Raw genomic sequence first — 24,400 nt, forward strand, 5'->3', positions numbered from 1 at the left:
GGTGTCCTTAACGCAGCGCGATCAGCTTCGCGTCGTCGGTTACGATATAGACCGTGCCATCGGCGACCACCGGCGGCTGCGCCGCCTTGTCGGAGAGCGACATCGCGCCGATCAGGTCGCCGGTATAGGGCGACAGCGACAGCACGCGCTCATCGGTGGAGGCCACCAGCAGACGATCGCCGGCCAGAACCGGGCCGTACCAGTTGATGATGCCCTTGTTGGTCTTGGCCTTGGGGTCTTCATAGCGACGCAGCTGACGGATCCATTTCACCTTGCCGTCGCGGCGCGACATGCACAGGATTTCCGCGTCGATGGTGATGGCGTAGATGTAGTCGCCGGCAACCCAGGGCGTCTGCACGCTGGGGATGACGCGTTCCCAGACACGCTCGCCGGTGCGCAGGTCGATGGCGACGAAGCGGCCCGACTGGCTGACGGCGTAAACGCGACCGCGATCGATCACCGGACGGCCGTTGATGTCGTTCAGCGCGCCGGCCTGGCTGATGCGGGCCGAGGTGCGGACCAGCTGTTCCGACCAGGCAACGACGCCGGTATCGCCGCGCAGCGCCAGCAGTTCGCCCGAAGAGTACGGCGTGATGACGATGTTGTTCTCGATCGCCGGATTGGCAGCGCCGAGGAAACCAGCCGCTTCGGTGATGCCGGTATGGGTCCAGAGTTCCTCGCCGCGCTCGATATCCAGCGCATGCATCTGGTTGTCATAGGTGATGACGAACACGCGGCTGCCGTCGGCCGACGGCGCGCCGCGGATCGGCTGCTTCAGCGTGGCGACCCAGAAGGCGCGGCCGCTGCTGGGTTCCAGCGCGATCACGTCGCCATAGCCGGTGGTCACGAACAGCTTACCCATATGATAGGCCAGGCCGCCGCCGAGTGCGCCTTCGTCTTCGCGCTTCGGCGTCAGTTCGATGCGCCACAGCCGGCGGCCGTTGGCGACATCGAAGGCACTGACACGGGCCGCAGCATCCATGGTGAAGACGCGGCCTTCGGCCACGACCGGCTGGGCCAGAATCTTCTGCGCGTCATCGGCGGCCGTGCCGATATCGGCGCTCCAGGCGCGGCGCAGGCTGTCACCGACTGCCAGATGCTGCATCGCATGGCCGGGATAGCCGCCGGCCTGCGGCCAGTCAGGGTTCTTCCACGGCTTGGGCAGGCTGACTGGTGTATCGGCCAGCTGCGGATCGGGATCGAGCTGGCTGTCGAAGGCCAGCACCGAGATACGCTCGCCGACGATGGCCTGCGGTTTCTCGCTGGCACCGAACCAATCCTCCACCGTATCGCAGGCGGCAAGGCTGAAAGCGGCAAGAACCAGAACGGCGAAGCGCTTCATGGACGAGCTTTCTGTTTACTGGACGGGGCCGCCGAGCGCGGCGAGCAGTTCTGCCGCACGGCCACGCAGGCCGGTCGGCACCAGCGGATCGTCAGCCAGCGCGGTCAGCTGCTTGCGCGCGCCCTCGCTGTTGCCGGCCTTGAGATCGACCATCGCCTGCATCTCGCGCGCATTCGCCGACCACGGGCTGTCGCCCTTGATCACGGCGAGCCGGCCACGCAGCTGATCGGCGTCCAGCGTGTCGAAGCCATGGAAGGCGGCAAGATAGCGGGCGAGATCGCGGAAGCCGGCGTCAAAGCTGCTGTCGGCGGCGATGGCATCATAAACGGCGATGGCGCCGGTCATATCCTTGGCTTCGATCAGCATCGCAGCTTGCTGGAAGCGCGCGATCTGCGCATAGCCCTTCGGCGCGGTCTTGGCCAGATCGGCCAGCGCCTGCGCGGCCTCGGCCGGCTTGCCGGCCTGTGCCTGGGTCAGCGCAGCGGTGAAGGCCGTGCCGGCGGCGTTGGCCTTGTCGGTTTCCCAGCTCTTCCATACCTGATGACCGGCCACGGCCAGCAGCAGAAGGACGACAGCGCCGATGGCAACGGGGCTGTAGCGCTTCCACAGCGCCTCCATCCGGTCGCGCCGGACATCCTCGTCAACTTCCTCAATGAAATTGGCCACGCCACACTCCTCAAGCGACAACAGGCCGGCCCGGTAAACAGGTCGGCCTGAAAAGCGGCCGTACCTTACCCGGATCGCCCGGCGATGGCAAAGCCCGGAAGACTCCCAATTTTTCCAGTAACCATTTGATAACTAATAGACTCTTGGCAGGAATCGCAAAAACGGCTAGGCTCGCGCTACATTAGGGAAAAACAAGGGCGACTGTCGCCCGACTCGCCAGTCAGGCGATCCGCTTCGAGGGGGGACCTTCATGCGTCGACTTTGGATTGCGGCAGCAGCCGCATCTGCTGCTTTTGTCGTCGGCTTCGCGCCGCTCACCGCTCAGGCCCAGGGCAAGCGGGACAAGCCAACCGCACCGGTGCCTTTCGAGGTCGAGCGGGCCAAAGATCGCGGCAATGACCGCGGCATGATCCGCCTCAACGAAGACGTCACCCGCCTGCCCAGCTATCGCGTGATCGAACTGCCGGTGGTGGATGGCCGCCTGGGCGAGCATGCCCGCCTCGACGATGTCGAAATCTTCTTCCCCTATGGCAGCATTGTCGTTGCCACCGCCGAATTCCACAAATACCGCCCGGCCCTGATCGCCAGCAGCGCGGGCAGCGATGTACCCGATGGCGTCGCCGATCCGAAATACGACCGGGTGAAGAGCTTCGACCGCTATCTGGGCAAGGTCTGCGCCAGCGAGAAGAGCGTCGATGGCGGCAAGATCGAAATGCGCATCAGCCCCGAGCGCGTGCTGTCGGTGGTTCATACCCTGCCGGCGAAGTATCAGGGCCCGACTGCGACCGAACATCCGTCCTACAAGGTAGTCAGCGGCCTGGAGATGCGCTTCCTCTCCTTCAAGGAGCCCGGTGCGGATTCACTCTATCGCCAGTGCCAGCGTCCGGGCGGCACCAAGGTGTCCTCGGCTGACTGACCTCATCGTCATTCAGGCCATTCGCTTCAGGGCGGCGAGATGAGTCAGGCAAACTGGCTGCAACTCGCCGCCCTTCTCATGTGCGTGCTGCTGATCCTGCCGGCCGCGCTGCGCTTGCCCTGGAAGAGTGGCAGAATTCTGCTGTTCGTCGCGATCTGGCTGGCGATCTTCGCCGTGGTCAGCTTCGGCTACGAGCTGCTGCGCTAAGCAGCATACGGGTGTCGCTCCCCACATCGTGAATTGCTCCGGTTACTGAGCGGGCAGTAGTTTCTGCGCTGTTATCGCGTGGCAAGAAAGCCATGCAGAAACCGCTCAGAAGGAGCTTGCCATGGCTGTTGCTGCAACAACGTCTGCTGCCTCGCCTGCACAGGTTGCCCCGATCTCCGACGGGCAGAAGCAGGCCCTCAGGGACCAGATCGCCCAACTGCTGGAACGCCTCAAGGGCAATCCGGATGACAAGGCCAGCTTCGACGACAAGTTGGATGCCTCAGCCACTCTGCACGGTCTGCTCGCGTACGGCGGCGAGATACACAAAGCATTCGGCCTGGATGGTCCCGACGGCCTGCAAGCTGTAAAGCGGGCAAGCGCGGAAACGGATTTCGGACGGTACTCGGAACAGCTTGCTGAAAAGTACTATCAACTGCAGGGCCAACTGGCGCGCAGAGACGCAAACAAGGGCTGGGAAGCCGGCTATCAGCGTTACCTCGACATCTTCAACAGCTTCAATGAAAACGAACAGAAGCTGCTGTTCGGTGGCGGCAAGCTCCATATCGAGGCCGGCGGCATCTGGGAAACCATTACTACGCCTTATACCGGCATTGAAGGCGTGAAGGCCAACCTCGCCAATTATAAAGAGCAGTTAGAAAAAGCCGTGGCGGATGCACGGCGCCTGTATGGTCCCGAGACCGGCCACGAACCAGACGACAAGGTCGAACTGTCCGACGAGGCGAAGAAGGAACTCGCCGAGAAGGCCGAGGATGCCTCCGACGCCGCCGAGACCGAGGCAGCACTCGCCGTTACCTACACTTCGAAGGCAGAGATCGCTCTGCAGCTGCTGAAGACAGCGGCAGGTAGGAAGGACGACGACAAGGATGACGAAGACAAGGTGTGGCTGCGAGATCGCAATCCAATTGAAAGCCCCACGGACGGCACCAATAAAGGCAATGGTTCGGCTGTCATATCCCTGCCACCGAAGCCCGGCGAGAGCCTGAACAAGACGATCTGAGGACGGGATCAGCCGATCGTCGGACATTTCGTCCGATATCTGCTGATTCTCACATCTTTTTTATCGACAGGATATGGGGCCTCCCCTCTATCCTGTCGCGTCTGTTTTGCCGGCTATTTCCTGAGGAGGAAAATCCATGAATGCCGATCTGCTGAGCCTGATGCCGAAAGTCGACTTCAACCGCCGCAGCTTCATGGCGACCAGCCTGATCACCGGCTTCACTGTGGCCGCCGGCCCGGTGATGGGTCAGACCGCCATCAAGACCGATGACACCGGGCTGACCGCGGGCGAAGTGAACATCCCCGTGCCGGGCGGCACCATGAAGGCCTATCGCGCCCAGCCGGCCGGTGCCGGTCCCTTCCCCACCATCCTGGTGGTGCAGGAAATCTTTGGCGTGCACGAATACATCAAGGACACCTGCCGCCGCTTTGCCAAGCAGGGCTTCCAGGCGATCGCCGGCGATCTCTATGCCCGCCAGGCCGACATGAGCAAGGTGACCGACATGGCCGGCGCGCAGGCTGCCGCCGCCAAGGTGCCGGATGCGCAGGTGATGGCCGATCTGGACGCCACTGCCGCCTGGGCCGCCAAGAACGGCGGCAACGCCAACAAGCTGGGCATCACCGGCTTCTGCTGGGGCGGCCGCATCACCTGGCTCTATGCCGCGCATAACCCGAAGGTGAAGGCCGGCGTGGCCTGGTACGGCCGTCTGGTCGGCCAGTCGACCGACCTGACGCCGAAGCATCCGATCGATCTGGTCAAGCAGCTGAAGGCCCCTGTGCTGGGCCTGTATGGCGGCGCCGACCAGGGCATCCCGAACGACACCGTCGACCGCATGAAGGCGGCGCTGGAAGCCGAGAAGAAGTTCGCCGTCTTCTACGTCTATCCCGACACGCCGCATGCCTTCCATGCCGACTATCGCCCGAGCTACCGCAAGGAGCAGGCCGAAGACGGCTTCGGCAAGGCGGTGGCCTTCTTCAAGATGCGCATGGGCTGAAGCCCTCACATCAGGAATAAAAAAAGCCCGCAGGAAACTGCGGGCTTTTTCATGCCTTGACGGCGAAGACTTTAGAGACGGCCCTTCAGGCTCGTCGAGGCCTTGAAGCGCACCGACTTCGATGCAGCGATCTTGATCGTCTCGCCGGTCTGCGGATTGCGGCCCTTGCGGGCGGCGCGCTTGGACACCTTGAAGGTGCCGAAACCGACGATGGTGAAGCTGCCGTCCTTCTTCAGCGACTTTGCCATCGCCTCGAAAATGGCATCCACCGCTTCACCGGCCGCAGCCTTGGTGCTGCCAGCGGTGTCGCGCACGATCTCGATCAAATCAGCCTTGTTCATGACCCTCTCCCAAATCTGCGGATATATACGCCCGCCAAACAGAATCGGACGATCCGCAGCGGGTACCCCGAGGTAGCATATCCGCCGGGCCATACAAGCCGCACCAAGGTGGCAAAAACCCTTGTGCAGTGCGGTGAATCGGTGGTTGCGCGATTCGTCAATCCTGGGTCAGCAGATCGTGACCAAGTAGCTCGCGCAACGTGCCGGCCTGCAGCAGGCTTTTCGCCGCTGCCAGATCGGGCGCGAGATAGCGATCCTCGGGCATGAAGGCGACGCGGTCGCGCAGGATTTTGTGCGCCGCCAGCAGGCGCGGCGATGTGGCCAACGGCTTGCGCAGATCGACGCCCTGCGCCGCCGACAGCCATTCGACGGCGAGAATGCCGGCGAGATTCTCCGCCATGGCCAGCAGGCGATAGCCGGCATGCGCCGCCATCGAGACATGATCTTCCTGGTTGGCCGAGGTCGGGATGGTGTCGATGCTGGCCGGATGGGCGCGCTGCTTGTTCTCCGACGCCAGCGCCGCCGCCGTTACCTGCGCGATCATGAAGCCCGAGTTGATGCCCGGGTTCGGCGCCAGAAACGCCGGCAGGCCACTCAGCACCGGATCGACCAGCAGCGAGATGCGGCGTTCGGCGATATTGCCGATCTCGGTCAGCGCAATCGCGATGATGTCCGCGGCAAAAGCCACGGGTTCGGCATGGAAGTTGCCGCCGGACAGAATCTCGCCCTCGCCGAAAACCAGCGGATTGTCGGACACGCCATTGGCCTCGCGGCCCAGCGTGACAGCGGCGTTGCGCAGGATATCGAGTACCGCACCCATCACCTGCGGCTGGCAGCGCAGGCAATACGGGTCCTGCACGCGCTCGTCACCGGTGCGGTGCGAAGCGCGAATCTGCGAGCCTTCCAGCAGATGCAGCAGCAGGTCGGCCACCACGATCTGGCCCGGCTGGCCACGCGCGGCATGGATGCGCGGATCAAACGGCGTGTCGCTGCCAGCGGCTGCATCGGTGCTGAGCGCGCCGGTGACCAATGCAGACGCCGTCATGTCCTCGGCCGCAAACAAGCCGGCCAGGGCGAGCGCCGTCGAGACCTGTGTGCCGTTCAGCAGCGCCAGGCCCTCCTTAGGCCCGAGCGTCAGCGGCTGCAACCCGGCTTTCTTCAGGCCATCCGCGGCAGAGTGTTCGACGCCATCGATGCGCACAGTCCCTTCACCGATCAGCGGCAGCACCAGATGCGCCAGCGGCGCGAGATCGCCGGACGCGCCGACCGACCCTTGCGCCGGCACGCAGGGCAGCACATCGGCATTCAGCAAGGCGCAAAGCGCGGCGATCGTCTCCCAGCGCACGCCCGACAGGCCCTGCGCGAGGCTGTTGATCTTCAGCAGCAGGATCAATCGTACGACGGCATCAGGCAGCAGTGGACCGGTGCCCACGGCATGACTGAGCACCAGACGGCGCTGCAGTTCAGCGACCTGATCAGGCGCGATGCGCACTTTTGCCAGTTTGCCGAAACCGGTGTTGATGCCGTAGACCGGTGCATCGCCATTCGCCGCCTGCGTCACCAGCCGCGCCGCGTTATCCACAGGCGCACGTGCCGCATTATCGAGCACAACGCTGATCGCGCCAGGCGCGCGATACAGCGCGGCGATGTCCGTCAGCGGTAGTTTTCCGGGCACCAGTGAGTAGCGCATGGCGAGTCTCCGCTGCATCCGATAGAGGCAGGGTAAGGCCGGCCGGGCTCACTTGTCTATACATGATTATTTGTCTTGCCGTCCTTACCCGCCCGGTCTTTAATTGTGCATCCGCGTTGTGGCCATGAGGGCCGCAGCGCCCCCATTTTGGGGACATGACATAGAGCGGGGGTTCTGGGACATGACGAAGACTTGGATGATGACTGCTGCCGCCACCGCGGCCCTTCTGGCTGCCGCGCCGGCAATGGCGCAGGACATGCCGAAGATCGTGCTGGGCATGAGCGGCTGGACTGGCTTCGCGCCGCTGACGCTCGCCGCCGAGGCCGGCCTGTTCAAGAAGAACGGCGTCGATGTCGAGATCAAGTTCATCCCGCAGAAGGAACGTCACCTCACCGTCGCGGCCGGCGCCACCCAGGCGGTCGCCACCACGGTCGACACCTTCATCTCCTACTCGGCCGCCGGCATCCCGCTGGCCCAGGTGCTGCTGCTCGACAAGTCGAAGGGCGGCGACGGCCTGGCTGTCCGCAGCAACATCAACAAGATCACCGACCTGAAGGGCAAGACCATCGCCGTCGACGGCGCCGGCACCACGCCCTATTTCACGCTGATCGCCTTCATGAAGCGCAACGGCATGAGCGCCAAGGACGTGCAGTTCGCAACGCTCGGCCCGCAGCCGGCCGCCCAGGCCTTCATCGCCGGCCAGTATGACGCGGCGCTGACCTATGAGCCGTATCTATCGTCGGTGCGCAATGCCCCGAACGCCGGCAAGATCCTGCTGACCACGCTGGACTATCCGGTCGTCGTCGACATGGTCGCCTTCCAGCCCGACTACATCAAGAAGAACCCGAAGGTCGTGCAGGGCGTGGTCAACGGCTTCTTCGACGCGCTGGACATGATCAAGAAGGAACCGGCCAAGTCGAACGAGATCATGGGCGCCAAGGTGAAGCAGACGGCGGAACAGTTCGCCGGTTCGGCCGCCAACATCGCCTGGCAGGACAAGGCCGCCAACCAGGCCTATTTCAAGGGCGACCTGCAGGCTTTCATGAAGGAAGCGGCCGATATCCAGCTCGAAGCCGGCGTGATCAAGGCGATCCCCGACCTCAAGCCGATGGTTGACGACAGCTTCATCAAGTAAGCCCTCTTATCGCGTAAAGGCGTTTCGTGTTCGAACCATTGAAACCCGTGTCCCCGGGGCGGCGTACCGCCCTGGGGATTCTCTTTTTCGTGCTGTTCTTCGCTCTGTGGGGCGGCGTGACCTTCGGCGGCATCGTGCCGCCGCTGTTCCTCGCCGATCCGCTGAAAGCCGCGAAGTCCGGCGTCGAACTGTTCACCCAGTATAATTTCCACGCCGATATTGGCGTCACCATCTGGCGCGTGATCGGCGGCTTCATCATTGCTGCGGTCTTTGCCGTGCCGCTGGGCATCATGATGGGCGCCTTCAAGAGCGTGGAGGCCTTTTTCGAACCCTTCATCTCGTTTGCCCGCTACCTGCCGGCTTCCGCCTTCATTCCGCTGCTGATCCTGTGGGCCGGCGTGGGCGAGGCGCAGAAGCTTTCCGTCATCGTCATCGGCTCCTTCTTCCAGATCGTACTGATGGTCGCCGTGATCGTCGGCGGCAGCCGCATGGACCTGGTTGAAGCCTCCAAGACGCTGGGGGCCAAACGCTGGGGTATCGTGCTGCGCGTGCTGCTGCCCGGCGCCGCGCCGCAGATCGCCGAGACGCTGCGCCTGGTGCTGGGCTGGGCCTGGACCTATGTGATCGTCGCCGAGCTGATCGGCGCGCAGAGCGGCATCGGCCATATGATCATGGACAGCCAGCGCCTGCTGGATACCGGACAGATGATCTTCGGCATCTTCATCATCGGCCTGATCGGACTGGTCTCCGACTTCCTGTTCAAGCAGGCCAACCAGCGCCTCTATCCCTGGTATTTCATCAAGTGAGCAAGCTTCGCATCGAAAACGTCAGTCGCGTTTTCCCCGGCGTGCGCGGTGGAGAACCGACCCGCGCGCTGGAACCGACCACGCTGTCGGTCGAGGACAACGACTTCATCACCGTTCTGGGCCCCTCGGGCTGCGGCAAGAGCACGATGCTGCGCATCGTCGCGGGCCTCGACCAGCCGACCACTGGCCAGGTGCTGCTGGACGGCGCCGTGGTCAGCCAGCCCGGCCCGGATCGCGGCATGGTGTTCCAGTCCTACACCCTCTTCCCCTGGCTGACCGTGCGGCAGAACATCTGCTTCGGCCTGCGCGAAAAAGGCGTGGCCGAGAAACGGCAGGACGAGATCGCCGACCACTATATCAACCAGGTCGGCCTCAAGGGTTTCGAGAACCACTTCCCCAAGATGCTGTCGGGCGGCATGCAGCAGCGCACGGCGCTGGCGCGTGCACTGGCCAACGACCCGAAGATCCTGCTGCTGGACGAACCCTTCGGTGCGCTGGACAACCAGACCCGCGCACTGATGCAGGAGCTGCTGCTCGGCATCTGGGAAGCCGACAAGAAGACCGTGCTGTTCGTCACCCACGACATCGACGAGGCCATCTTCATGGCCAACCGCGTGCTGGTGATGACCGCCCGTCCCGGCAAGGTGAAATGCGACATCGGCATCGACCTGCCGCATCCGCGCCATTACACGGTGAAGACCACGCCGGAATTCGCCGCCTACAAGGCACGGCTGACCGAGGAAATCCGCGTGGAGTCCATCCGTGCCGCCCAAAGCGAGCACTAACCCTCCCGGTTCGTCCTACATTCCGCTTCCGGGTTCCAGATAACCGGTCTAGGCTTGCCATGGCCCGTCAAAGAAACGGGTTCACATGCTGCGCATCGTCGCGGCGGTTCGCGATGACCCGCAGCCCAACAGGCAACCGGGAGAACGTCATGGCCGATAGCGTCTACAAAGTCATCGAAATCGTCGGCACCAACAAGGAGTCCTGGGAAAAGGCAGCCAAGGCCGCCGTCGACCGTGCCTCCAAATCGCTGCGCGATTTACGTGTAGCCGAAGTGGTGCAGCTTGATATGCAGATGAATAACGGCAAGATCGAAGCCTACCGCGCGAAACTCAAGGTCTCGTTCAAATACGAAGGCTGATATCGGAGATCACGGCATTGCGGCCGGACCTGTTCCAAGAATGAATATACGCTCTTATTTCTCCACCGACCGCGATGCCGTGATTGCCCTGTGGGAGACCTGCGGCCTGACGCGGCCGTGGAATGACCCGGGCAGCGACATCGATACCTGCGTGTCGAAACCGGAATCGACCATTCTTGTCGGCGCCGACAAGGGCGGCGCCGTGATTGCGACAGTGATGGTCGGCCATGACGGCCATCGTGGCTGGCTCTATTACCTTGCCGTCTCACCCAGCCAGCAGAAAGCCGGCCTCGGCCGCCAGATGGTGGCCGCCGCCGAGGACTGGGTGAAAGCCCGCGGCATCCCGAAGGTGATGCTGATGGTGCGGCCCGAGAACGACAAGGTGCGCGCCTTCTATGATGCGCTCGGCTATACCGAAGAACCACGCGTGATCTTCAGCCGGCGTTTCGACGACAAATAGCCTTCCGTTACGTCGGGCTTGAGCGAGACCCGTGCATCAGCCTAGGCTTCTGCCCCGTTCCGGGAGGGAGCCGTCATGAAAGAAGCGATTGCCGTCCTCGGCGCCAACGGCGTCTATGCCCGCCACCTGATCCCGCGGCTGAGCGCTGCCGGATATCCGGTCACCGCCATTGTCCGCCGCCCCGAAGCCGCCGGCGTCGCGCGTGCCTGCGGCGCCACGGTGAAGACGGGTGATATTTTTGATACCGACAGCATGGCGGCGGCCTTCAAGGGCTGCGCCATCGCGATCAACCTGGCGACCACCCTGCCCGGCCCCAGCGGTCGCGGCGACTTTGCCGCCAATGACAAGCTGCGTATCGAAGGCGCGCCGAATTTCATCGCCGCCTGCCGCAAGGCCGGCGTCGGTCGCATCATCCAGCAGAGCATCAGCTTCGTGAATGCCTCGGGCAGCGATGCCTGGACGGATGAGGACCATATCTACAAGCCAGCAACCGACACCATCGCCACGCGCGCCATCACCGCGGCGCTGGAGATGGAAGCGACCATCACGGCCTCGGGGCTGGACTGGGCCATCCTGCGCGGTGGGTTATTCTATGGTCCCGGCACCGGCTTCGACGATCGCTGGTTCGGCAGTGCGGCGGCCGGCAAGCTGCGCATCCCGGGCGACGGCACGGATTATGTCTCGCTGGTGCATATCGCCGACATGGCGGCCGCCACCGTCGCCGCCGTGCAGCGCTGGCCGTCGCGCCAGACCCTGATCGTCTGCGACGATGGTCCAGCGCAATGGGGCGATGTATTCCGCTTCATCGCCGACAGCCTCAACCTGCCCGCACCCGAGACTGGCGCGCCGGCCGGCTTCCCGTCCTTCCGACTGAAGAATGCGCGCGCCAGGGCTGCCCTGAACTGGCAGCCCTTTTACGCGACCTTCCGGCAGGGTTTCGGACGTTAACTTGTGAACGCGCCGAGATAGTCGCGCTTCACCAGCGGCAGTCCTTTGTGCCGCAGGATGTCGTAGGCCGTCACGACATGGAAATAGAAATTGGGCAGCGCGAAGGCCAGCAGGTAATTCTGGCCGGTGAAGCTCAACTCTCCGGCCTGGGTCTTCATGCTCACCGGGCGCGTCGCCGCCTCGGTGAAAGCACTGGCATCGACACCCTGAATGAAGTCGCGCGTCTTCTTGATGCGCGCCTGCAGCTCGGCGAAGGTCTGCTCGGTATCGGGATCGCTCGGCGGCGTCACACCGGCCGGACGCGCCACACCGAACTTGGCCGCATCACAGGCAGCCTGAATCTGGCGGGTCAGCGGAAACATGTCCGGCGCCAGCCGCGCGTCCAGAATCTCGCCGGCCTTCAGGCCCTTCTCGGCCGCATAGGCCTCGCCCTTGGTGAGCAACGCCGACAGCACATCGAGCGCACGGGTAAACGCCGGCACTGAGGCCTGCTGCATGGACAATGACATTTGAAATCTCCCAGATAAGACTGGCAGCCCTTCCCTCCGGGACTGGAGGGCCCTCCGCTGCCAGGTCCGTCCCCAGTTAGGGGACGGATGCCGAATGGCAAGAGGGGTCAGGCCTTCAGCGCGGCCACGTAAGCGTCCGGCTTGAAGCCGGCCAGCAATTTGCCGCGCCCCAGGGCGAGGATCGGGCGCTTGATCATCGAAGGCTGCGCCACCATCAGCGCGACAGCCTTCTTTTCGGTCAGGCCCTCGCGATCCTTGTCTGGCAGCTTGCGAAACGTCGTGCCGGCGCGGTTGAGCACGGTTTCCCAGCCCAGCGTCGCGCACCAGCCTTCCAGCGTGGCGCGGTCGATGCCTTCCACCTTGTAGTCGTGGAAGTCATAGGCAACGCCGCGGCTGTCGAGCCAGGTACGCGCCTTCTTCATGGTGTCGCAGTTCTTGATGCCGTAGATGGTGATCGCCACGGGACTCGTCCTGTAATGGGTTACGCCCCATTATCATGCAGGACGGACTGGCACCACAACGCGCACGGCAAAGGTTTGCAGGATTTCGTCGCGCTGGTTCTTCGTTTCGATGCGCATCTTGATCGAACCGCGGTCGGGACGCCTGGACGGGAAGATTTCGATGATCTCGGCCTCGACCCGCAGCACGTCGCCCGGACGGGTCGGCTGCGGCCAGCTGATCTCGCCGCCCGCACCCAGAATGCCGCCGGCCAGCGGCGTGCATTGCACCAGCAGCTTCATGGTGAGCGCCGCTGTATGCCAGCCGCTGCCGGCCAGTCCGCCAAAGATGGTGTCTTTCGCCGCCTCGTTGTCGAGATGAAAAGGCTGCGGATCGAAATCGCGCGCGAAGGCCTTGATCTGGGCCTCGTCCAAAGCATGGCCGGGGCTGACGAAGCGCTGGCCGACGCTCAGATCCTCGAAATACAGCTTGTCCATTCTTCGCAGTCCTCCCTGTCTGGCAGGATTATGGAAGCGGACCGGCGGGTCCGGCTACTCCACAAAATGAACCTGGCAAAAAAATAATGGCGGCGACTCGCGAGTCGCCGCCATCTGCCGTCCGGGGAGACGTTTACTTCGCCTGAGGCAGGTAGGATTCAAGGCGTTCCAGCGTGCCGGTCCAGCCCTGCTGCATGCTGTCCTTGCCGTCCTGGAAAGCCTTGTGGCCGGTGGGCGTCGCTTCATGCGGCGCCCAGCGCACGGTCAACCGGGTCTTGCCGCCGGGCTCTTCATCGAAGGTGAAGGTACTCAGCATCTCTTTCGGCCACTCGGCGCTCCAGGGATGCTGCGCGATATTGCCCTGCGCGTCGGCAAAGCTGGTCAGCACCACCAGCTTTGCGGGCGCTTCGATCTCGCGGAATATCCAGCGGCCCCAGATCTGGAAGCCGCCCGGCATCTTCAGGCCGTAATGGAACACGCCGCCCACACGCAGGTCGATGCTGCACACGGTGACATCAGACCCCGCCGGGCCCCACCAGTGCTTCAGGTGCTCTTCCCTGGTATGCGCATCCCAGACCAGCTGGCGCGGCGCATTGAAGACGCGGGTGATGGTAAAATCGTCATAAGTCATGATCGGCCTCTTACTTTTCAGCCAGGATTTTCAGGTCGGCAAGGCCCTGGTTGAAGGCATCGCCGCACATCTTTTCCGCATCCACGAACACATGCATGATCTTGGCCCAATAGGGAGTGATGCCATGCATCGCCCAGGTGACCTCGGTGGCGTCGCCCTTCGGCTCGAAGGTGAAGACAACGAAGTTGTTGCTCTTGAACGGTCGGGTAAAGTCGAGGTTCATCTTGGTCTGGGCCGCCGTGATGTCGGTGATATGCAGGCTGCCGGCGCCCACCTCCTTCTTGCTGTCCCAGTCGTAATGCTGGCCCACCCCGGCCGGCGAGCCGCTGTAGCTGCGGGTCATGCCGGGATCCATCTTTTCCCAGGGCGACCATTCGATATGGCGGCGCAGGTCATTGATGTAGGGCGCGATCTTCTCCGGGGGCGCCTTGATGCTGGTGCTGCGGGTGACGCGGAACTCGTCCGGCTTGGTGGCGGCATAGATCAGGAGGACGGCGAGGACGAGCACCAGCACGCCCGCCACGATGGCAAGGATCTTCAACATGGGGATGTCTTTCTGTTCTGAGGGTGGGATCAGGTACGCATGACGACGGTTTCCAGGCGTTCGAGGCTTTGGGTGAAGCCCTCGCGATGGCCGTTCTTGTCCATGAATTCGCGGTCGGCCACGGTAGACAGCCGGGTGACCACGGTCAGCTTGGTCTTGTTATCAGGTGCATCCTCGAAGCGGATGGCATGCACGGCGTTGGGCACGCGAAACTCGTCCCAGGCGCCGGTGCTGTTGTCGATCATCATGGTGTAGACCAGATGCTCGTTCTCGACGATCTCGCGGATTTCACCCTTCAGCGGATGCTCGGTGCCCTGGGGCGAGCGCATGACGATGCGGAGCGCGCCGCCGACGCGCGGCTCGATGCTGCAGACCGGATTGGTGAAACCATGCGGCCCCCACCACTGCGCAAGCTGCCCGGCATCCACCCAGGCGCGGAAGACGCGGTCGCGGGGCGCATTGATCAGGCGGGTGATGACGATCTCGCGGTCGGTGGCGGCAGTTGCTGATGTGACGGTTGCGGTCATTTGCCGTCCTCCTCTGTCTGCATCGCGGTCAGATAGGCATCCAGCCGGTCGAGGCTGGCATCCCAGAACTTGCGGTATTCCTCCAGCCAGCCGGCAACATCGCGCAGCGGACCGGCTTCCAGCTTGCAGGGGCGCCACTGGGCTTCCCGTCCCCTGCTGATCAAGCCGGCGCGCTCCAGCACCTTCAGATGCTTGGAGACTGCCGGCATGCTCATCTCGAAAGGCTCGGCCAACTCGCCCACGCTCGCCTCGCCCAGCGCCAGACGGGCCAGGATGGCGCGCCGGGTGGGATCGGCGAGAGCGGCGAGCGTTGTGCTAAGATGGTCAGCGGTCATGGTGAATTAAACCATTCAGTTAAATAACCTGACGGTTTAATACGAAATTCCCCCGCTTGCGTCAACCGGGAAAATTGTCCATTGAATTCAGAGCGATGCGCCAGATCGGCGGCATAGCCATACCAGAGGAAGCCCCGTGACCCGTCCCAATACCTTCCGCGATCGGCTCCGGGCGCTCTATTTCGGCGACAGCCGCCTGGCGCGCAACTTCCGTTACGGGCTGGTCGGCTTCGACATCCTGACCATTGCCGTTTTCATTGTTGAAGCTTCCGTCGTCGAGCCGGCCTGGCGCATGCCGCTCGACTTCACGCTGGGCGCGCTGCTGACCATCGAACTGCTGGCGCGGCTCTATGCCGAGAACGAGCGCCGCAAATACCTGCTGAGCTTTGCCACCGCGACCGACATCGCCGTGATTGCCTCCCTCTTCCTGCCGGTGCTGCTGGAGAATCTCGCCTTCCTGCGCGTCTTCCGCGCGCTGCGCCTGCTGCGCTCCTATCGCCTGCTGAAGGACCTGCGGGCCCACTCGCTGCGCTTCCGGCTCTATGAAGACGTGATCCAGCGCAGCCTGACGCTGGCCGTGTTCATCTTCATCGTCACGTCCTTCGTCTATGTGTCGCAGCACAACATCAACAGCGGCATCAAGACCTATATCGATGCGCTGTACTTCACCATCACGACACTGACCACCACGGGCTTTGGCGACATCACGCTGGTGGGACCGGGCGGCCGGCTGCTGGCGGTGCTGATCATGATCGTCGGCGTCAGCCTGTTCCTGCGCCTGCTGCAGGCGATCTTCCGGCCGCACAAGGTGCGGTTCGAATGCCCGGACTGCGCGCTGCAGATCCACGACATGGATGCCGTGCACTGCAAGCATTGCGGCCGCGTGCTGCCGATCCCGGATGAAGGCGCGGTCTGAGCCGCGTTAGCCCGCTGCACCAGACCTTGGCCGGAAGCTGAAGATGCCCGGCGGCCAGGGCGGCGTTTCGTGCGGACCCACGCCTCGCCAGCCTTTCACCGCCTTTGTCATGCGTCCCGCCCATGCAACCGTGACCTCAAGATGCTGCCAGATCAGCCCGATCGCCACGGCATTCACGGGCAGGCGATCCGGGAAGGGACCTTCACCGTCACGATAGGCCTGCGCCAGCTGCTGCAAGACCATCATCTTCTGCTCAGCCGTCTTGCCGATCGCATGAATGGTAGCCAACAGGTCCGCCTTCGATCCCTGGTCGGCGAAGAGGACCTTGAGCAAGGCCTCCGCTTCCAGATACAGGCTACCGTCAGGCTGCGACAACCAATCCCGCAGCGCACGCCGTCCCTTCGGCGTGATCGCATAGATCGTCCGCTGGCGTTTGCCGGTCTTTTCGTGACGTACAGCAGCATAGCCGCCGCCCACCAGCCGTTTGGGCTCGGCATAGAGATTGCTCTCTGCTCGCGGCCAAAAATGGCTGAAGCTGACGCGAATCTGCTTGGCCAGCTCGTAGGTCGCCCAAGACCGCAGGGCGAGCAGGCCGAGAATCGCAAAAGACGTAGTGGTGAGAGCCCGGGCGGCCGCCATGCTTCAACAATAGGTGAATTGACATACTCCTGTCGAGAGTATTTTATACTCCTATTGAGAGTAAATGAGAGAATCAGTTCATGTTGCCATCCATATCCATCCGCCTAGCCACGAAAAACGAAATCCCCGATATCGCCGACATCGTCAAAGCCGCCTTCACGCAATACCGAGGTATCGCACCCCGTCCGATCTTCGATGCCTATATCAATGATCTCAGAAACCTCGCCACGCATTGGAACGATGGTGAAACCATGGTTGCCGAGCTTGATGGCCGCATGGCAGGCACCGTGACTTTCTTTCCCGACGCTAGCGCCGAGGGACTGGGGCTACCCAGTGATTGGGCCGGTTTCCGACGCCTTGCCGTGCTGCCAGCCGCGCGCGGTCGTGGCGTCGGCCGGTACCTGGCCGAAGCATGTATTACGAATGCCCGTAAGATTCAGCGAAAGATGATTGGCATTCATACCGCCTCTTTCATGCAGGCGGCCTGTCATATCTATGAGCAGATCGGCTTCTGCCGGCGGCCGGACTATGATCTGCGGGCCGCCGAAATGCTGGCGACAGGCCAGGATGCGGGCGACGTTGCCATCATCGCCTATGAGCTGGATCTGGGGCGATGAGCATGACAATCATACTGCTCGGCCCGTCCCTGCTGCTGATGGGCATCGTTGCCGGCATCTATGCCTCCACCCTGATCCATGACCACAGGATCAGCGACCTCATGGCCAGCCAGTATGCGGCCCTGCACCAGATGCGGGACAAGAGCTTCGGCAAGGTGATGCCGGTTCTGGGTCTGGCCAATCTGGCACTGGTGCTGGCCTGCACGCTGCTGACCTTCGAAGATCAAGCGATGTGGCTGAGCGCTGCCGCCACAGCGCTGCTGGCGCTCGACATCCTGCTGACCGTGTGGCTGCAGCTGCCGCTCAACCGTGCCGTCCAGGGTTGGGCTGCCACCACAATTCCGGCCGACTGGGCGACCGTGCGGGACCGCTGGGCCACGCAGCATACGATCCGCACGGCGCTTGCGATCGCGGCTTATGCCTGCCTGATTGCGGCCGTGCTGCTGACGCTGTGAGCCTCAGTCGAGGGCGGCAATCACTTCGATTTCGATCAGGAAATCCGGATTGACCAGCGCGGTGACACCGACCAGCGTGCTGGCCGGATACGGGCCATCGCCCAGCACCTTGCCGCGCGCGCCACGCACGGCGGGCAGCTTGTCCGGCGTCAGGTCGACCACATAGGTGACCATCTTGAAGACCTTGGAGAAATCCGCACCGACCGAGGCCAGCGCCGCCTTCAGATTGGCGAAGACCTGTTCGGTCTGCGCCCCGAGATCGCCCTTGCCCACCAGATTGCCCGCTGCATCCAGCGCGACCTGACCCGAGATATGCACCTGCCGGCCGGCAGACACCACGGTGACATGCGTGTAACCGGTCGGCTTGGCCAGGCTGGCAGGATTGCTGCGGTCGATGGTCATGGGGCTCTCCGTTACTTTTGATAGCTGATCTTCACCTTGGCCGCCGCCGCACGCGCGACCTCGCGGGCCTTGTCGCTATCGCCGGTTTTCACCCGCGCCAAAGCCACGCCCATGCGGCGATAGGGCCGCGTCGTGGGCTTGTTGAAGATGCGCAGGTCGACATCCACTGCACCCGGCGCCGGCGACTGCAGAGCATCGGCAAGACCATCGACGGTGAATTCGGTTGAGTCACGGTCGGCCAGGATCACCGCCGAGGCGCTGGGGCCATACTGCGTGATCGACGGGATCGGCAGGCCGAGGATGGCGCGCGCATGCAGGTCGAACTGGGTCAGATTCTGCGAGATCATGGTCACCATGCCGGTGTCGTGCGGCCGCGGCGACAGCTCGGAGAAGATGACCTCGTCATTCTTCACAAAGAACTCGACGCCGAAGATGCCATAGCCGCCAAGATTATCGACCACGGCCTTGGCCTGGCGCTGGGCTTCTGTGACTGCCTTGTCCGACATCGGCGTCGGCTGCCAGCTTTCCTGGTAGTCGCCGCGTTCCTGCCGATGCCCGATCGGCGGGCAGAAAATCACGCCGTCGCGGGTGCGGATGGTGAGCAGCGTGATCTCATAGTCGAAATCGATGAAAGCCTCGACGATCACGCGCTTGCGGTCGCCGCGCATGCCGGCCACGGCATAGTCCCAGGCCTTATCAACATCGGCCTGCGCCTTCACTGTGCTCTGGCCCTTGCCCGAAGACGACATCACCGGCTTGACGACGCAGGGAATGCCGACCTTCGCCACAGCCTCGCGCATCTCCTCCAGACTCTCGGCATAGAGGAATTTCGAGGTCGGCAGGCCGAGCTCGTTGGCGGCGACATCGCGGATGCGGTCGCGGTTCATGGTCATCTGGGTCGCACGCGCCGAGGGCACGACATTGAAGCCGCGATCCTCGAAATCCTTCAGCACCTCGGTGCGGATGGCTTCCACTTCCGGCACGATGAAGTCGGGCTTGTGCTTCTCGATGGTGGCGCCCAACGCGGCGCCATCCAGCATGGAGAAGACTTCGAACTCATCGGCAACCTGCATGGCCGGCGCGCCGGCATAGGCGTCGCAGGCGACGACATGGGCGCCGAGCCTTTTTGCGGAAATGACGAATTCACGGCCAAGCTCGCCCGAGCCCAGCAGCAGGATTTTCTTGGTGGCAGCCATGGTCGATTCTTCTCAGTTAAGCGGTCCGCGATCCTACAACGCCGGGGCGCAGACCGGCCAGCTTCCCGGCCCCGGACGACGCTGTTATCCACAGCCCAGATGGCGGCGAATCCGGGACACCTTTCGTGGCGTCAGGCGTTCTGTAGGATGAACAGAAACGGGAGGACCGCAGCATGAAAGTGACCCAGAGCCTCTGGTTCGAGAAGGACATGGAAGCGGCGGTGAAATTCTACGTCTCGCTGATTCCGGGCTCGTCACTCGACTGGGACACCGCACTTGCAGCTGACTCGCCCAGTGGGCCGGGCGGCAGCGTGAAGATCATGGGCTTCACACTGGGTGACCAGCGCTACATGGCCTTCGAGGCCGGGAAACTCGATCCGTTCAATCACAGCATTTCGATCATGGTGGAATGCGACAGCCAGGCCGAGATCGACCACCTGTGGGACGCGCTGGGCAAGGATGGCCAGATCGAACAATGCGGCTGGCTGCGCGACCGCTGGGGCCTGTGCTGGCAGATCGCGCCCAAGCGGCTGATGGAGCTAACGATGGACCCGGACCGCGCCAAGGCGAAACGCGTGTCCGAGGCGATGCTCAAGATAGTGAAGCTGGATCTCGCCGGACTGGAAGCGGCGGCGAAGGGCTAGGCGCACCGGGTGTGGCCGCCCATCCCAATACGCCTTATCAACCGCCCGGATGCAGACCCGGCGCTTCCTGGCCTGTCCGCGTCACATATTCGGTATAGCCACCGGTGAACTGATGAACACCTTCGGGCGTCAGTTCCAGCACGCGGTTTGAAAGCGCTGCGAGGAAGTGGCGGTCATGCGACACGAACAGCATCGTGCCCTCGAAGTCCGCCAGCGCCGCGACCAGCATTTCTTTGGTCGCCATATCGAGATGGTTGGTCGGCTCGTCGAGTACCAGGAAGTTCGGCGGATCGTACAGCATCAAAGCCATGACCAGACGCGCCTTCTCACCGCCAGACAGCACGCGGCAGGTCTTCTCGATATCATCGCCAGAGAAGCCAAAGCAACCAGCCAGCGTGCGCAGCGCCGGTTGTCCGGCCTGCGGGAATGCCTTGTCGAGCGTTTCGAAAATCGTATCGTCACCGTCCAGCAGGTCCATCGAATGCTGGGCGAAATAGCCCATCTTCACGCTGCTGCCGAGGTTCACCGTGCCCTGGTCCGGTTTGGCATCGCCGGCGATCAGCTTCAGTAGCGTCGATTTGCCTGCGCCGTTGGCGCCCAGGATGCACCAGCGCTCCTTGCGGCGCACCTGGAAATCCAGCCCCGTGTAGATCGAGAGGCTGCCATAGGCCTTATGAACGTCCTTGAAGTTCGCCACGTCTTCGCCCGAGCGCGGCGGGGACCGGAATTCAAACTGGACTACCTGGCGCCGCCGCGGCGGCTCGATCTTTTCGATCTTGTCCAGCTTCTTCACCCGGCTCTGCACCTGGGCGGCATGCGAGGCGCGCGCCTTGAAGCGCTCGATGAACTTGATCTCCTTGGCCAGCATTGCCTGCTGACGCTCGAACTGCGCCTGGCGATGCTTCTCGTTCAGCGCGCGCTGCTGGTCGTAGAAATCGTAATTGCCTGAATAGGTGGTAAGCGAACCGCCGTCGATCTCGACGATCTTGCCGACAATGCGGTTCATGAACTCGCGATCATGCGAGGTCATCAGCAGCGCACCGTCATAATTCTTGAGGAAGGCCTCCAACCAGATCAGGCTTTCAAGGTCGAGATGGTTGCTCGGTTCGTCGAGCAGCATGCCATCGGGCCGCATCAGCAGGATACGGGCCAGCGCCACGCGCATCTTCCAGCCGCCAGACAACAGGCCGACGTCGCCGTCCATCCGCTCCTGGCTGAAGCTCAGGCCCGCGAGCACCTCGCGCGCCTTGGCCTCCAGCGCATAGCCATCCAGTTCCTGGAAGCGGGCCTGCACCTCGCCATAACGCTCGATATTGGCTTCCATGTTGTCGGCCTGGTCCGGATCGACCATCGCGGCCTCGAGCTGGGCCATTTCGGCGGCCAGCGCACTCACCGGTCCGACGCCATCCATCACGGCCGCGACAGCACTCTGACCGGACATCTCGCCGACATCCTGGTTGAAGTAGCCAATCGTCATGCCGCTATCGATGGCCACCTGGCCATCGTCGGGGCGTTCTTCGCCGACGATCATCCGGAACAGGGTCGACTTGCCGGCGCCGTTCGGCCCGACAAGCCCCGCCTTCTCCCCCTTCTGGAGGCCCATCGACGCGTCGATGAACAGAATCTGATGGCCGTGCTGCTTACTGACGTTATCGAGACGAATCATGACGCCCGTGTTACTCCCACTCGATCGTGCCGGGCGGCTTCGAGGTGATGTCGTAGGTCACGCGGTTGATGCCGCGCACCTCATTGATGATGCGGGTGGCGACGCGGCCGAGGAAATCATGCGGGAACGGGAAGTAATCCGCCGTCATGCCGTCGGTCGAAGTGACCGCACGCAGCGCGCAGGCCTGATCATAGGTACGGCCATCGCCCATCACGCCAACGGTACGCACCGGCAGCAGCACGGCGAAAGCCTGCCAGATCTGGTCATACAGCCCAGACTTGCGGATTTCGTCGAGATAGACAGCATCCACCTCGCGCAGCAGATCGAGCTTTTCCTTGGTGATATCGCCCGGAATACGGATGGCCAGGCCCGGTCCCGGGAAGGGATGACGGCCGACCAGGCTTTCCGGCAGGCCGAGCTCGCGGCCCAGCATGCGGACTTCGTCCTTAAACAGTTCGCGCAGCGGTTCGACCAGTTGCATGTTCATGCGGGCCGGCAGGCCGCCGACATTGTGATGCGACTTGATGGTGACGCTGGGGCCGCCAGAGAAGCTGATGCTCTCGATCACGTCCGGATACAGCGTGCCCTGGGCGAGGAACTGCGCGCCGCCGATCTTCTTGGCCTCGGCCTCGAACACGTCAATGAAGAGTCCGCCGATGGTCTTGCGCTTGGTTTCCGGATCGCTGATGCCGGCCAGCTTGCCCAGGAACAGGTCAGACGCGTCGTTATGAATCAGCGGGATGTTGTAATGGTCGCGGAACAGCCGCACCACCTCTTCAGCCTCGCCCTTGCGCAGCAGGCCGTGATCGACAAAGACGCAGGTCAGCTGGTCACCGATGGCCTCGTGGATCAGCACGGCGGCGACCGAACTGTCGACGCCGCCAGACAGGCCGCAGATCACCCGCCCCTTGCCCACCTGTTCGCGAATCTTGGCGATGGCTTCATTGCGGAAGCCCTTCATGGTCCATTCGCCGCTGCAGCCCGCCACCTTGCGCACGAAGTTGTGCAGCAGCCTGGCGCCATCCAGCGTGTGCATCACTTCGGGATGGAACTGCACGGCGTAAATCTTGCGCACGTCATCGGCGATGGCGGCGAACGGCGAGCCGTCGCTGACACCGACGGCGCGGAACCCGGTCGGGATCTCGGTGATCTTGTCACCATGGCTCATCCAGACCTGGTGCTTCTGTCCCTTGGCCCAGACGCCGTCGAACAGGTCGCAGTCATCCTTGATCTCGAGGAAGGCACGGCCGAACTCGCGATGATGGCCGGTTTCGACCTGGCCACCGAGCTGCATGCAGATGGTCTGCTCGCCGTAGCAGATGCCGAAGATCGGCAGACCGAGCTTGAAGGCGCCTTCGGGCGCACGCGGCGAAAATTCCTCGGTGGTCGAAGCCGGGCCGCCGGAAAAGATGATGCCTTTCAGCGTGCCATGCTCGTTCACGAGGTCCAGGCACTTATCCGCCTTCTGGAACGGAACGATCTCGCAATAGACACCCGCCTCACGAACACGCCGGGCGATCAGCTGGGTCACCTGCGACCCGAAATCGATAATAAGAATGCGCTCCGCCATCGGCCTTACCGAACTCCTCTGCTTTGTTGTGGTACCGGCTGGCGCGACAGCGTCAGCTCGGCTTGCTGGCCTTGTAGGCCGCGATCTTGGTTTTCAGTTCCGTCAATTCGGCGCAGCCGAAGGTGCACAGACTGTCGAGGCGCTTGAGATGCTCCTCGGCCTTCTCCGGCTGGTTCACTTTCAGATAGGCTTCGCCGACATACTCGTGCGCGCCGCGATGCTTGGGGTCGATCTCCAGCGCTTTCGCATAGGCGGCGAAGGCCTGGTCGTAATTGCCCTGGTTGCGCTGCGCATAGCCGAGCCAGTTGAAGGCATCGGCATTCTTGTCGTTCTTGATCACGACCTTCTGGAACAGCTCGATGGCGGCGCTCCAGTTCTTGGCGTCGATGGCCTTTTTGCCTTCGGCAAAATCAGGATCGGCGGCCTTGGGCATGCCAGAGCCGGGATCGTTGTTGCCCATCGCGAAGATGGATGCGGCCGGCATGGCCAGCAGCGCGGCAACAGAAAGAATGCGGAAAAGACGGGGGAAAACGCGACCCGGATTACCCATGGCAGAGCTCCTTGCTGGAGCGGCCAGTATATCCTGTCCGGGCCGTTCGGGGCCACCCTCCCGTAAGGGTCGGGGCGGCCCCGTCCGGATAAAACGTGACGTCGGTCAGCTCGGCTTGGAAGCCTTGTACTCGGCTATCTTCTTCTTCAGCTCGGTATACTCGCCGCAGCCGAAGGTGCACAGGCTGTCGAGACGCTTGAGGTGCTCTTCCGCCTTCTCGGGCTGGTTCACCTTCAGATAGGCCTCGCCGATATACTCGTGTGCACCGCGATGACGGGAATCCACAGCCAGTGCCTTGCCGTAATAGGCGAAGGCCTGATCGTAGTTGCCCTGGTTGCGCGAGGCATAACCGAGCCAGTTGTAGGCATCGGCATTCTTGTCGTCCTTGGCCACCACCAGCTCGAACAGCGGAATGGCCTTGGCCCAATCCTTGGCGTCGATCGCCTTGCGGCCCTCGGTGAAATTCGGATCGACCGGTGCGGCTTTCGGCGGATCGCTGCCCGCAGCAACAGCCGGCAGGGTCGAGCCGGCGATCAGCAGCGCGGCGGCCATGGACAGAGCAATAGTCATGAGACGAGACATAGGCAGGCTCCTCGT

At 63.0% G+C, this 24,400-nt stretch carries 32 protein-coding genes; 14 read left to right on the top strand and 18 right to left on the bottom strand.

Annotation, left to right across the window (positions count from 1 at the left end):
• Positions 1 to 7 precede the first annotated feature (7 nt).
• Both AC1RRE_RS12720 and AC1RRE_RS12725 read right to left on the bottom strand, forming a co-directional pair.
• Positions 8 to 1,342 carry a PQQ-like beta-propeller repeat protein gene (locus tag AC1RRE_RS12720; protein WP_492981554.1) on the bottom strand — a complete coding sequence of 445 codons (1,335 nt, stop codon included), beginning with the start codon at positions 1,340 to 1,342 and terminating at the stop codon, positions 8 to 10.
• Between the two features lie 15 nt (positions 1,343 to 1,357).
• On the bottom strand, positions 1,358 to 2,008 hold the full coding sequence (locus AC1RRE_RS12725) for a tetratricopeptide repeat protein (protein WP_492981555.1): 651 nt from the start codon (positions 2,006 to 2,008) through the stop codon (positions 1,358 to 1,360).
• Between the two features lie 250 nt (positions 2,009 to 2,258).
• Here AC1RRE_RS12725 and AC1RRE_RS12730 point away from each other — a divergent pair, with 250 nt between their 5' ends.
• From AC1RRE_RS12730 to AC1RRE_RS12745, 4 genes are all read left to right on the top strand, one after another.
• Positions 2,259 to 2,924 carry a hypothetical protein gene (locus tag AC1RRE_RS12730; RefSeq protein WP_492981556.1) on the top strand — a complete coding sequence of 222 codons (666 nt, stop codon included), beginning with the start codon at positions 2,259 to 2,261 and terminating at the stop codon, positions 2,922 to 2,924.
• A 39-nt stretch (positions 2,925 to 2,963) separates the two neighbouring features.
• Positions 2,964 to 3,131, top strand: coding sequence for a hypothetical protein (locus AC1RRE_RS12735; protein WP_492981557.1), 168 nt, complete (start codon positions 2,964 to 2,966; stop codon positions 3,129 to 3,131).
• Positions 3,132 to 3,252: 121 nt separating this feature from the next.
• Positions 3,253 to 4,149 carry a hypothetical protein gene (locus tag AC1RRE_RS12740; RefSeq protein ID WP_492981558.1) on the top strand — a complete coding sequence of 299 codons (897 nt, stop codon included), beginning with the start codon at positions 3,253 to 3,255 and terminating at the stop codon, positions 4,147 to 4,149.
• A 136-nt stretch (positions 4,150 to 4,285) separates the two neighbouring features.
• On the top strand, positions 4,286 to 5,143 hold the full coding sequence (locus AC1RRE_RS12745; protein ID WP_492981559.1) for a dienelactone hydrolase family protein: 858 nt from the start codon (positions 4,286 to 4,288) through the stop codon (positions 5,141 to 5,143).
• Positions 5,144 to 5,214: 71 nt separating this feature from the next.
• Here AC1RRE_RS12745 and AC1RRE_RS12750 read toward each other — a convergent pair whose 3' ends face one another.
• The gene (locus AC1RRE_RS12750) at positions 5,215 to 5,484 is read right to left on the bottom strand and encodes an HU family DNA-binding protein (protein WP_492981560.1); all 270 of its coding nucleotides are present in this window, start codon (positions 5,482 to 5,484) and stop codon (positions 5,215 to 5,217) included.
• Between the two features lie 157 nt (positions 5,485 to 5,641).
• Positions 5,642 to 7,174, bottom strand: a complete 1,533-nt coding sequence (gene hutH, locus AC1RRE_RS12755; protein WP_492981561.1) for a histidine ammonia-lyase — start codon at positions 7,172 to 7,174, stop codon at positions 5,642 to 5,644.
• Between the two features lie 181 nt (positions 7,175 to 7,355).
• Here hutH and AC1RRE_RS12760 point away from each other — a divergent pair, with 181 nt between their 5' ends.
• From AC1RRE_RS12760 to AC1RRE_RS12785, 6 genes are all read left to right on the top strand, one after another.
• Complete coding sequence (locus AC1RRE_RS12760) at positions 7,356 to 8,309, top strand: ABC transporter substrate-binding protein (protein ID WP_492981562.1); 954 nt, start codon at positions 7,356 to 7,358, stop codon at positions 8,307 to 8,309.
• An 89-nt stretch (positions 8,310 to 8,398) separates the two neighbouring features.
• A complete protein-coding gene (locus AC1RRE_RS12765) occupies positions 8,399 to 9,115 on the top strand; it encodes an ABC transporter permease (protein ID WP_492981563.1) in 717 nt (238 codons plus the stop codon).
• Positions 9,112 to 9,900, top strand: a complete 789-nt coding sequence (locus AC1RRE_RS12770) for an ABC transporter ATP-binding protein (RefSeq protein ID WP_492981564.1) — start codon at positions 9,112 to 9,114, stop codon at positions 9,898 to 9,900. The genes AC1RRE_RS12765 and AC1RRE_RS12770 overlap by 4 nt, the downstream gene beginning before the upstream one ends.
• 149 nt (positions 9,901 to 10,049) lie before the next feature.
• Positions 10,050 to 10,259 carry a dodecin family protein gene (locus AC1RRE_RS12775; protein WP_492981565.1) on the top strand — a complete coding sequence of 70 codons (210 nt, stop codon included), beginning with the start codon at positions 10,050 to 10,052 and terminating at the stop codon, positions 10,257 to 10,259.
• A 40-nt stretch (positions 10,260 to 10,299) separates the two neighbouring features.
• Positions 10,300 to 10,719 carry a GNAT family acetyltransferase gene (locus tag AC1RRE_RS12780; protein WP_492981566.1) on the top strand — a complete coding sequence of 140 codons (420 nt, stop codon included), beginning with the start codon at positions 10,300 to 10,302 and terminating at the stop codon, positions 10,717 to 10,719.
• 75 nt (positions 10,720 to 10,794) lie between these two features.
• Positions 10,795 to 11,667, top strand: a complete 873-nt coding sequence (locus AC1RRE_RS12785; protein ID WP_492981567.1) for an NAD-dependent epimerase/dehydratase family protein — start codon at positions 10,795 to 10,797, stop codon at positions 11,665 to 11,667.
• Here the strand turns inward: AC1RRE_RS12785 and AC1RRE_RS12790 are convergent.
• The 7 genes from AC1RRE_RS12790 to AC1RRE_RS12820 all read right to left on the bottom strand — a co-directional run bounded on the left by AC1RRE_RS12790 (position 11,664) and on the right by AC1RRE_RS12820 (position 15,148).
• Positions 11,664 to 12,176: a DUF1993 domain-containing protein gene (locus AC1RRE_RS12790; protein WP_492981568.1), complete on the bottom strand. Its 513-nt coding sequence runs from the start codon at positions 12,174 to 12,176 to the stop codon at positions 11,664 to 11,666. The two genes, AC1RRE_RS12785 and AC1RRE_RS12790, sit on opposite strands and share 4 nt — an antisense overlap.
• Positions 12,177 to 12,283: 107 nt before the next feature.
• Positions 12,284 to 12,637, bottom strand: a complete 354-nt coding sequence (locus AC1RRE_RS12795) for an ArsC family reductase (RefSeq protein WP_492981569.1) — start codon at positions 12,635 to 12,637, stop codon at positions 12,284 to 12,286.
• A 33-nt stretch (positions 12,638 to 12,670) separates the two neighbouring features.
• A complete protein-coding gene (locus AC1RRE_RS12800; protein WP_492981570.1) occupies positions 12,671 to 13,111 on the bottom strand; it encodes a MaoC family dehydratase in 441 nt (146 codons plus the stop codon).
• A 133-nt stretch (positions 13,112 to 13,244) separates the two neighbouring features.
• Complete coding sequence (locus AC1RRE_RS12805; protein ID WP_492981571.1) at positions 13,245 to 13,742, bottom strand: SRPBCC family protein; 498 nt, start codon at positions 13,740 to 13,742, stop codon at positions 13,245 to 13,247.
• 10 nt (positions 13,743 to 13,752) lie between these two features.
• Positions 13,753 to 14,286: an SRPBCC family protein gene (locus AC1RRE_RS12810; RefSeq protein ID WP_492981572.1), complete on the bottom strand. Its 534-nt coding sequence runs from the start codon at positions 14,284 to 14,286 to the stop codon at positions 13,753 to 13,755.
• Positions 14,287 to 14,315: 29 nt separating this feature from the next.
• Entirely contained in the window at positions 14,316 to 14,813 is a 498-nt protein-coding gene (locus tag AC1RRE_RS12815) for an SRPBCC family protein (RefSeq protein WP_492981573.1), read from the bottom strand.
• Positions 14,810 to 15,148: an ArsR/SmtB family transcription factor gene (locus AC1RRE_RS12820; RefSeq protein ID WP_492981574.1), complete on the bottom strand. Its 339-nt coding sequence runs from the start codon at positions 15,146 to 15,148 to the stop codon at positions 14,810 to 14,812. Before AC1RRE_RS12820 ends, AC1RRE_RS12815 begins: the two co-directional genes overlap by 4 nt.
• A gap of 136 nt (positions 15,149 to 15,284) precedes the next feature.
• Between AC1RRE_RS12820 and AC1RRE_RS12825 the strand changes: the two genes are divergently transcribed.
• Entirely contained in the window at positions 15,285 to 16,064 is a 780-nt protein-coding gene (locus AC1RRE_RS12825) for a potassium channel family protein (RefSeq protein ID WP_492981575.1), read from the top strand.
• Between the two features lie 6 nt (positions 16,065 to 16,070).
• Here AC1RRE_RS12825 and AC1RRE_RS12830 read toward each other — a convergent pair whose 3' ends face one another.
• Complete coding sequence (locus tag AC1RRE_RS12830; RefSeq protein ID WP_492981576.1) at positions 16,071 to 16,703, bottom strand: PadR family transcriptional regulator; 633 nt, start codon at positions 16,701 to 16,703, stop codon at positions 16,071 to 16,073.
• Between the two features lie 80 nt (positions 16,704 to 16,783).
• Here AC1RRE_RS12830 and AC1RRE_RS12835 point away from each other — a divergent pair, with 80 nt between their 5' ends.
• On the top strand, positions 16,784 to 17,320 hold the full coding sequence (locus tag AC1RRE_RS12835; RefSeq protein ID WP_492981577.1) for a GNAT family N-acetyltransferase: 537 nt from the start codon (positions 16,784 to 16,786) through the stop codon (positions 17,318 to 17,320).
• Complete coding sequence (locus tag AC1RRE_RS12840; protein WP_492981578.1) at positions 17,317 to 17,775, top strand: anthrone oxygenase family protein; 459 nt, start codon at positions 17,317 to 17,319, stop codon at positions 17,773 to 17,775. Before AC1RRE_RS12835 ends, AC1RRE_RS12840 begins: the two co-directional genes overlap by 4 nt.
• Before the next feature lie 3 nt (positions 17,776 to 17,778).
• Here AC1RRE_RS12840 and AC1RRE_RS12845 read toward each other — a convergent pair whose 3' ends face one another.
• Both AC1RRE_RS12845 and purT read right to left on the bottom strand, forming a co-directional pair.
• A complete protein-coding gene (locus AC1RRE_RS12845) occupies positions 17,779 to 18,177 on the bottom strand; it encodes a RidA family protein (protein ID WP_492981579.1) in 399 nt (132 codons plus the stop codon).
• Positions 18,178 to 18,188: 11 nt separating this feature from the next.
• Positions 18,189 to 19,373: a formate-dependent phosphoribosylglycinamide formyltransferase gene (gene purT, locus AC1RRE_RS12850; protein WP_492981580.1), complete on the bottom strand. Its 1,185-nt coding sequence runs from the start codon at positions 19,371 to 19,373 to the stop codon at positions 18,189 to 18,191.
• Positions 19,374 to 19,546: 173 nt separating this feature from the next.
• Here purT and AC1RRE_RS12855 point away from each other — a divergent pair, with 173 nt between their 5' ends.
• Positions 19,547 to 20,017, top strand: a complete 471-nt coding sequence (locus AC1RRE_RS12855; protein WP_492981581.1) for a VOC family protein — start codon at positions 19,547 to 19,549, stop codon at positions 20,015 to 20,017.
• Between the two features lie 37 nt (positions 20,018 to 20,054).
• On the opposite strand, the gene AC1RRE_RS12860 is transcribed toward AC1RRE_RS12855, so the two are convergent.
• The 4 genes from AC1RRE_RS12860 to AC1RRE_RS12875 all read right to left on the bottom strand — a co-directional run bounded on the left by AC1RRE_RS12860 (position 20,055) and on the right by AC1RRE_RS12875 (position 24,385).
• Complete coding sequence (locus AC1RRE_RS12860) at positions 20,055 to 21,683, bottom strand: ABC-F family ATP-binding cassette domain-containing protein (RefSeq protein WP_492981582.1); 1,629 nt, start codon at positions 21,681 to 21,683, stop codon at positions 20,055 to 20,057.
• A gap of 10 nt (positions 21,684 to 21,693) precedes the next feature.
• Positions 21,694 to 23,253: a glutamine-hydrolyzing GMP synthase gene (guaA, locus tag AC1RRE_RS12865; protein WP_492981583.1), complete on the bottom strand. Its 1,560-nt coding sequence runs from the start codon at positions 23,251 to 23,253 to the stop codon at positions 21,694 to 21,696.
• Between the two features lie 52 nt (positions 23,254 to 23,305).
• Positions 23,306 to 23,803 (bottom strand): tetratricopeptide repeat protein, encoded by a 498-nt coding sequence (locus AC1RRE_RS12870; protein ID WP_492981584.1) that lies wholly within the window; start codon positions 23,801 to 23,803, stop codon positions 23,306 to 23,308.
• A 105-nt stretch (positions 23,804 to 23,908) separates the two neighbouring features.
• A complete protein-coding gene (locus tag AC1RRE_RS12875; protein ID WP_492981585.1) occupies positions 23,909 to 24,385 on the bottom strand; it encodes a tetratricopeptide repeat protein in 477 nt (158 codons plus the stop codon).
• Positions 24,386 to 24,400: the final 15 nt, after the last annotated feature.

The sequence above is a fragment of the Ferrovibrio sp. GW821-FHT12D07 genome (assembly GCF_058807275.1).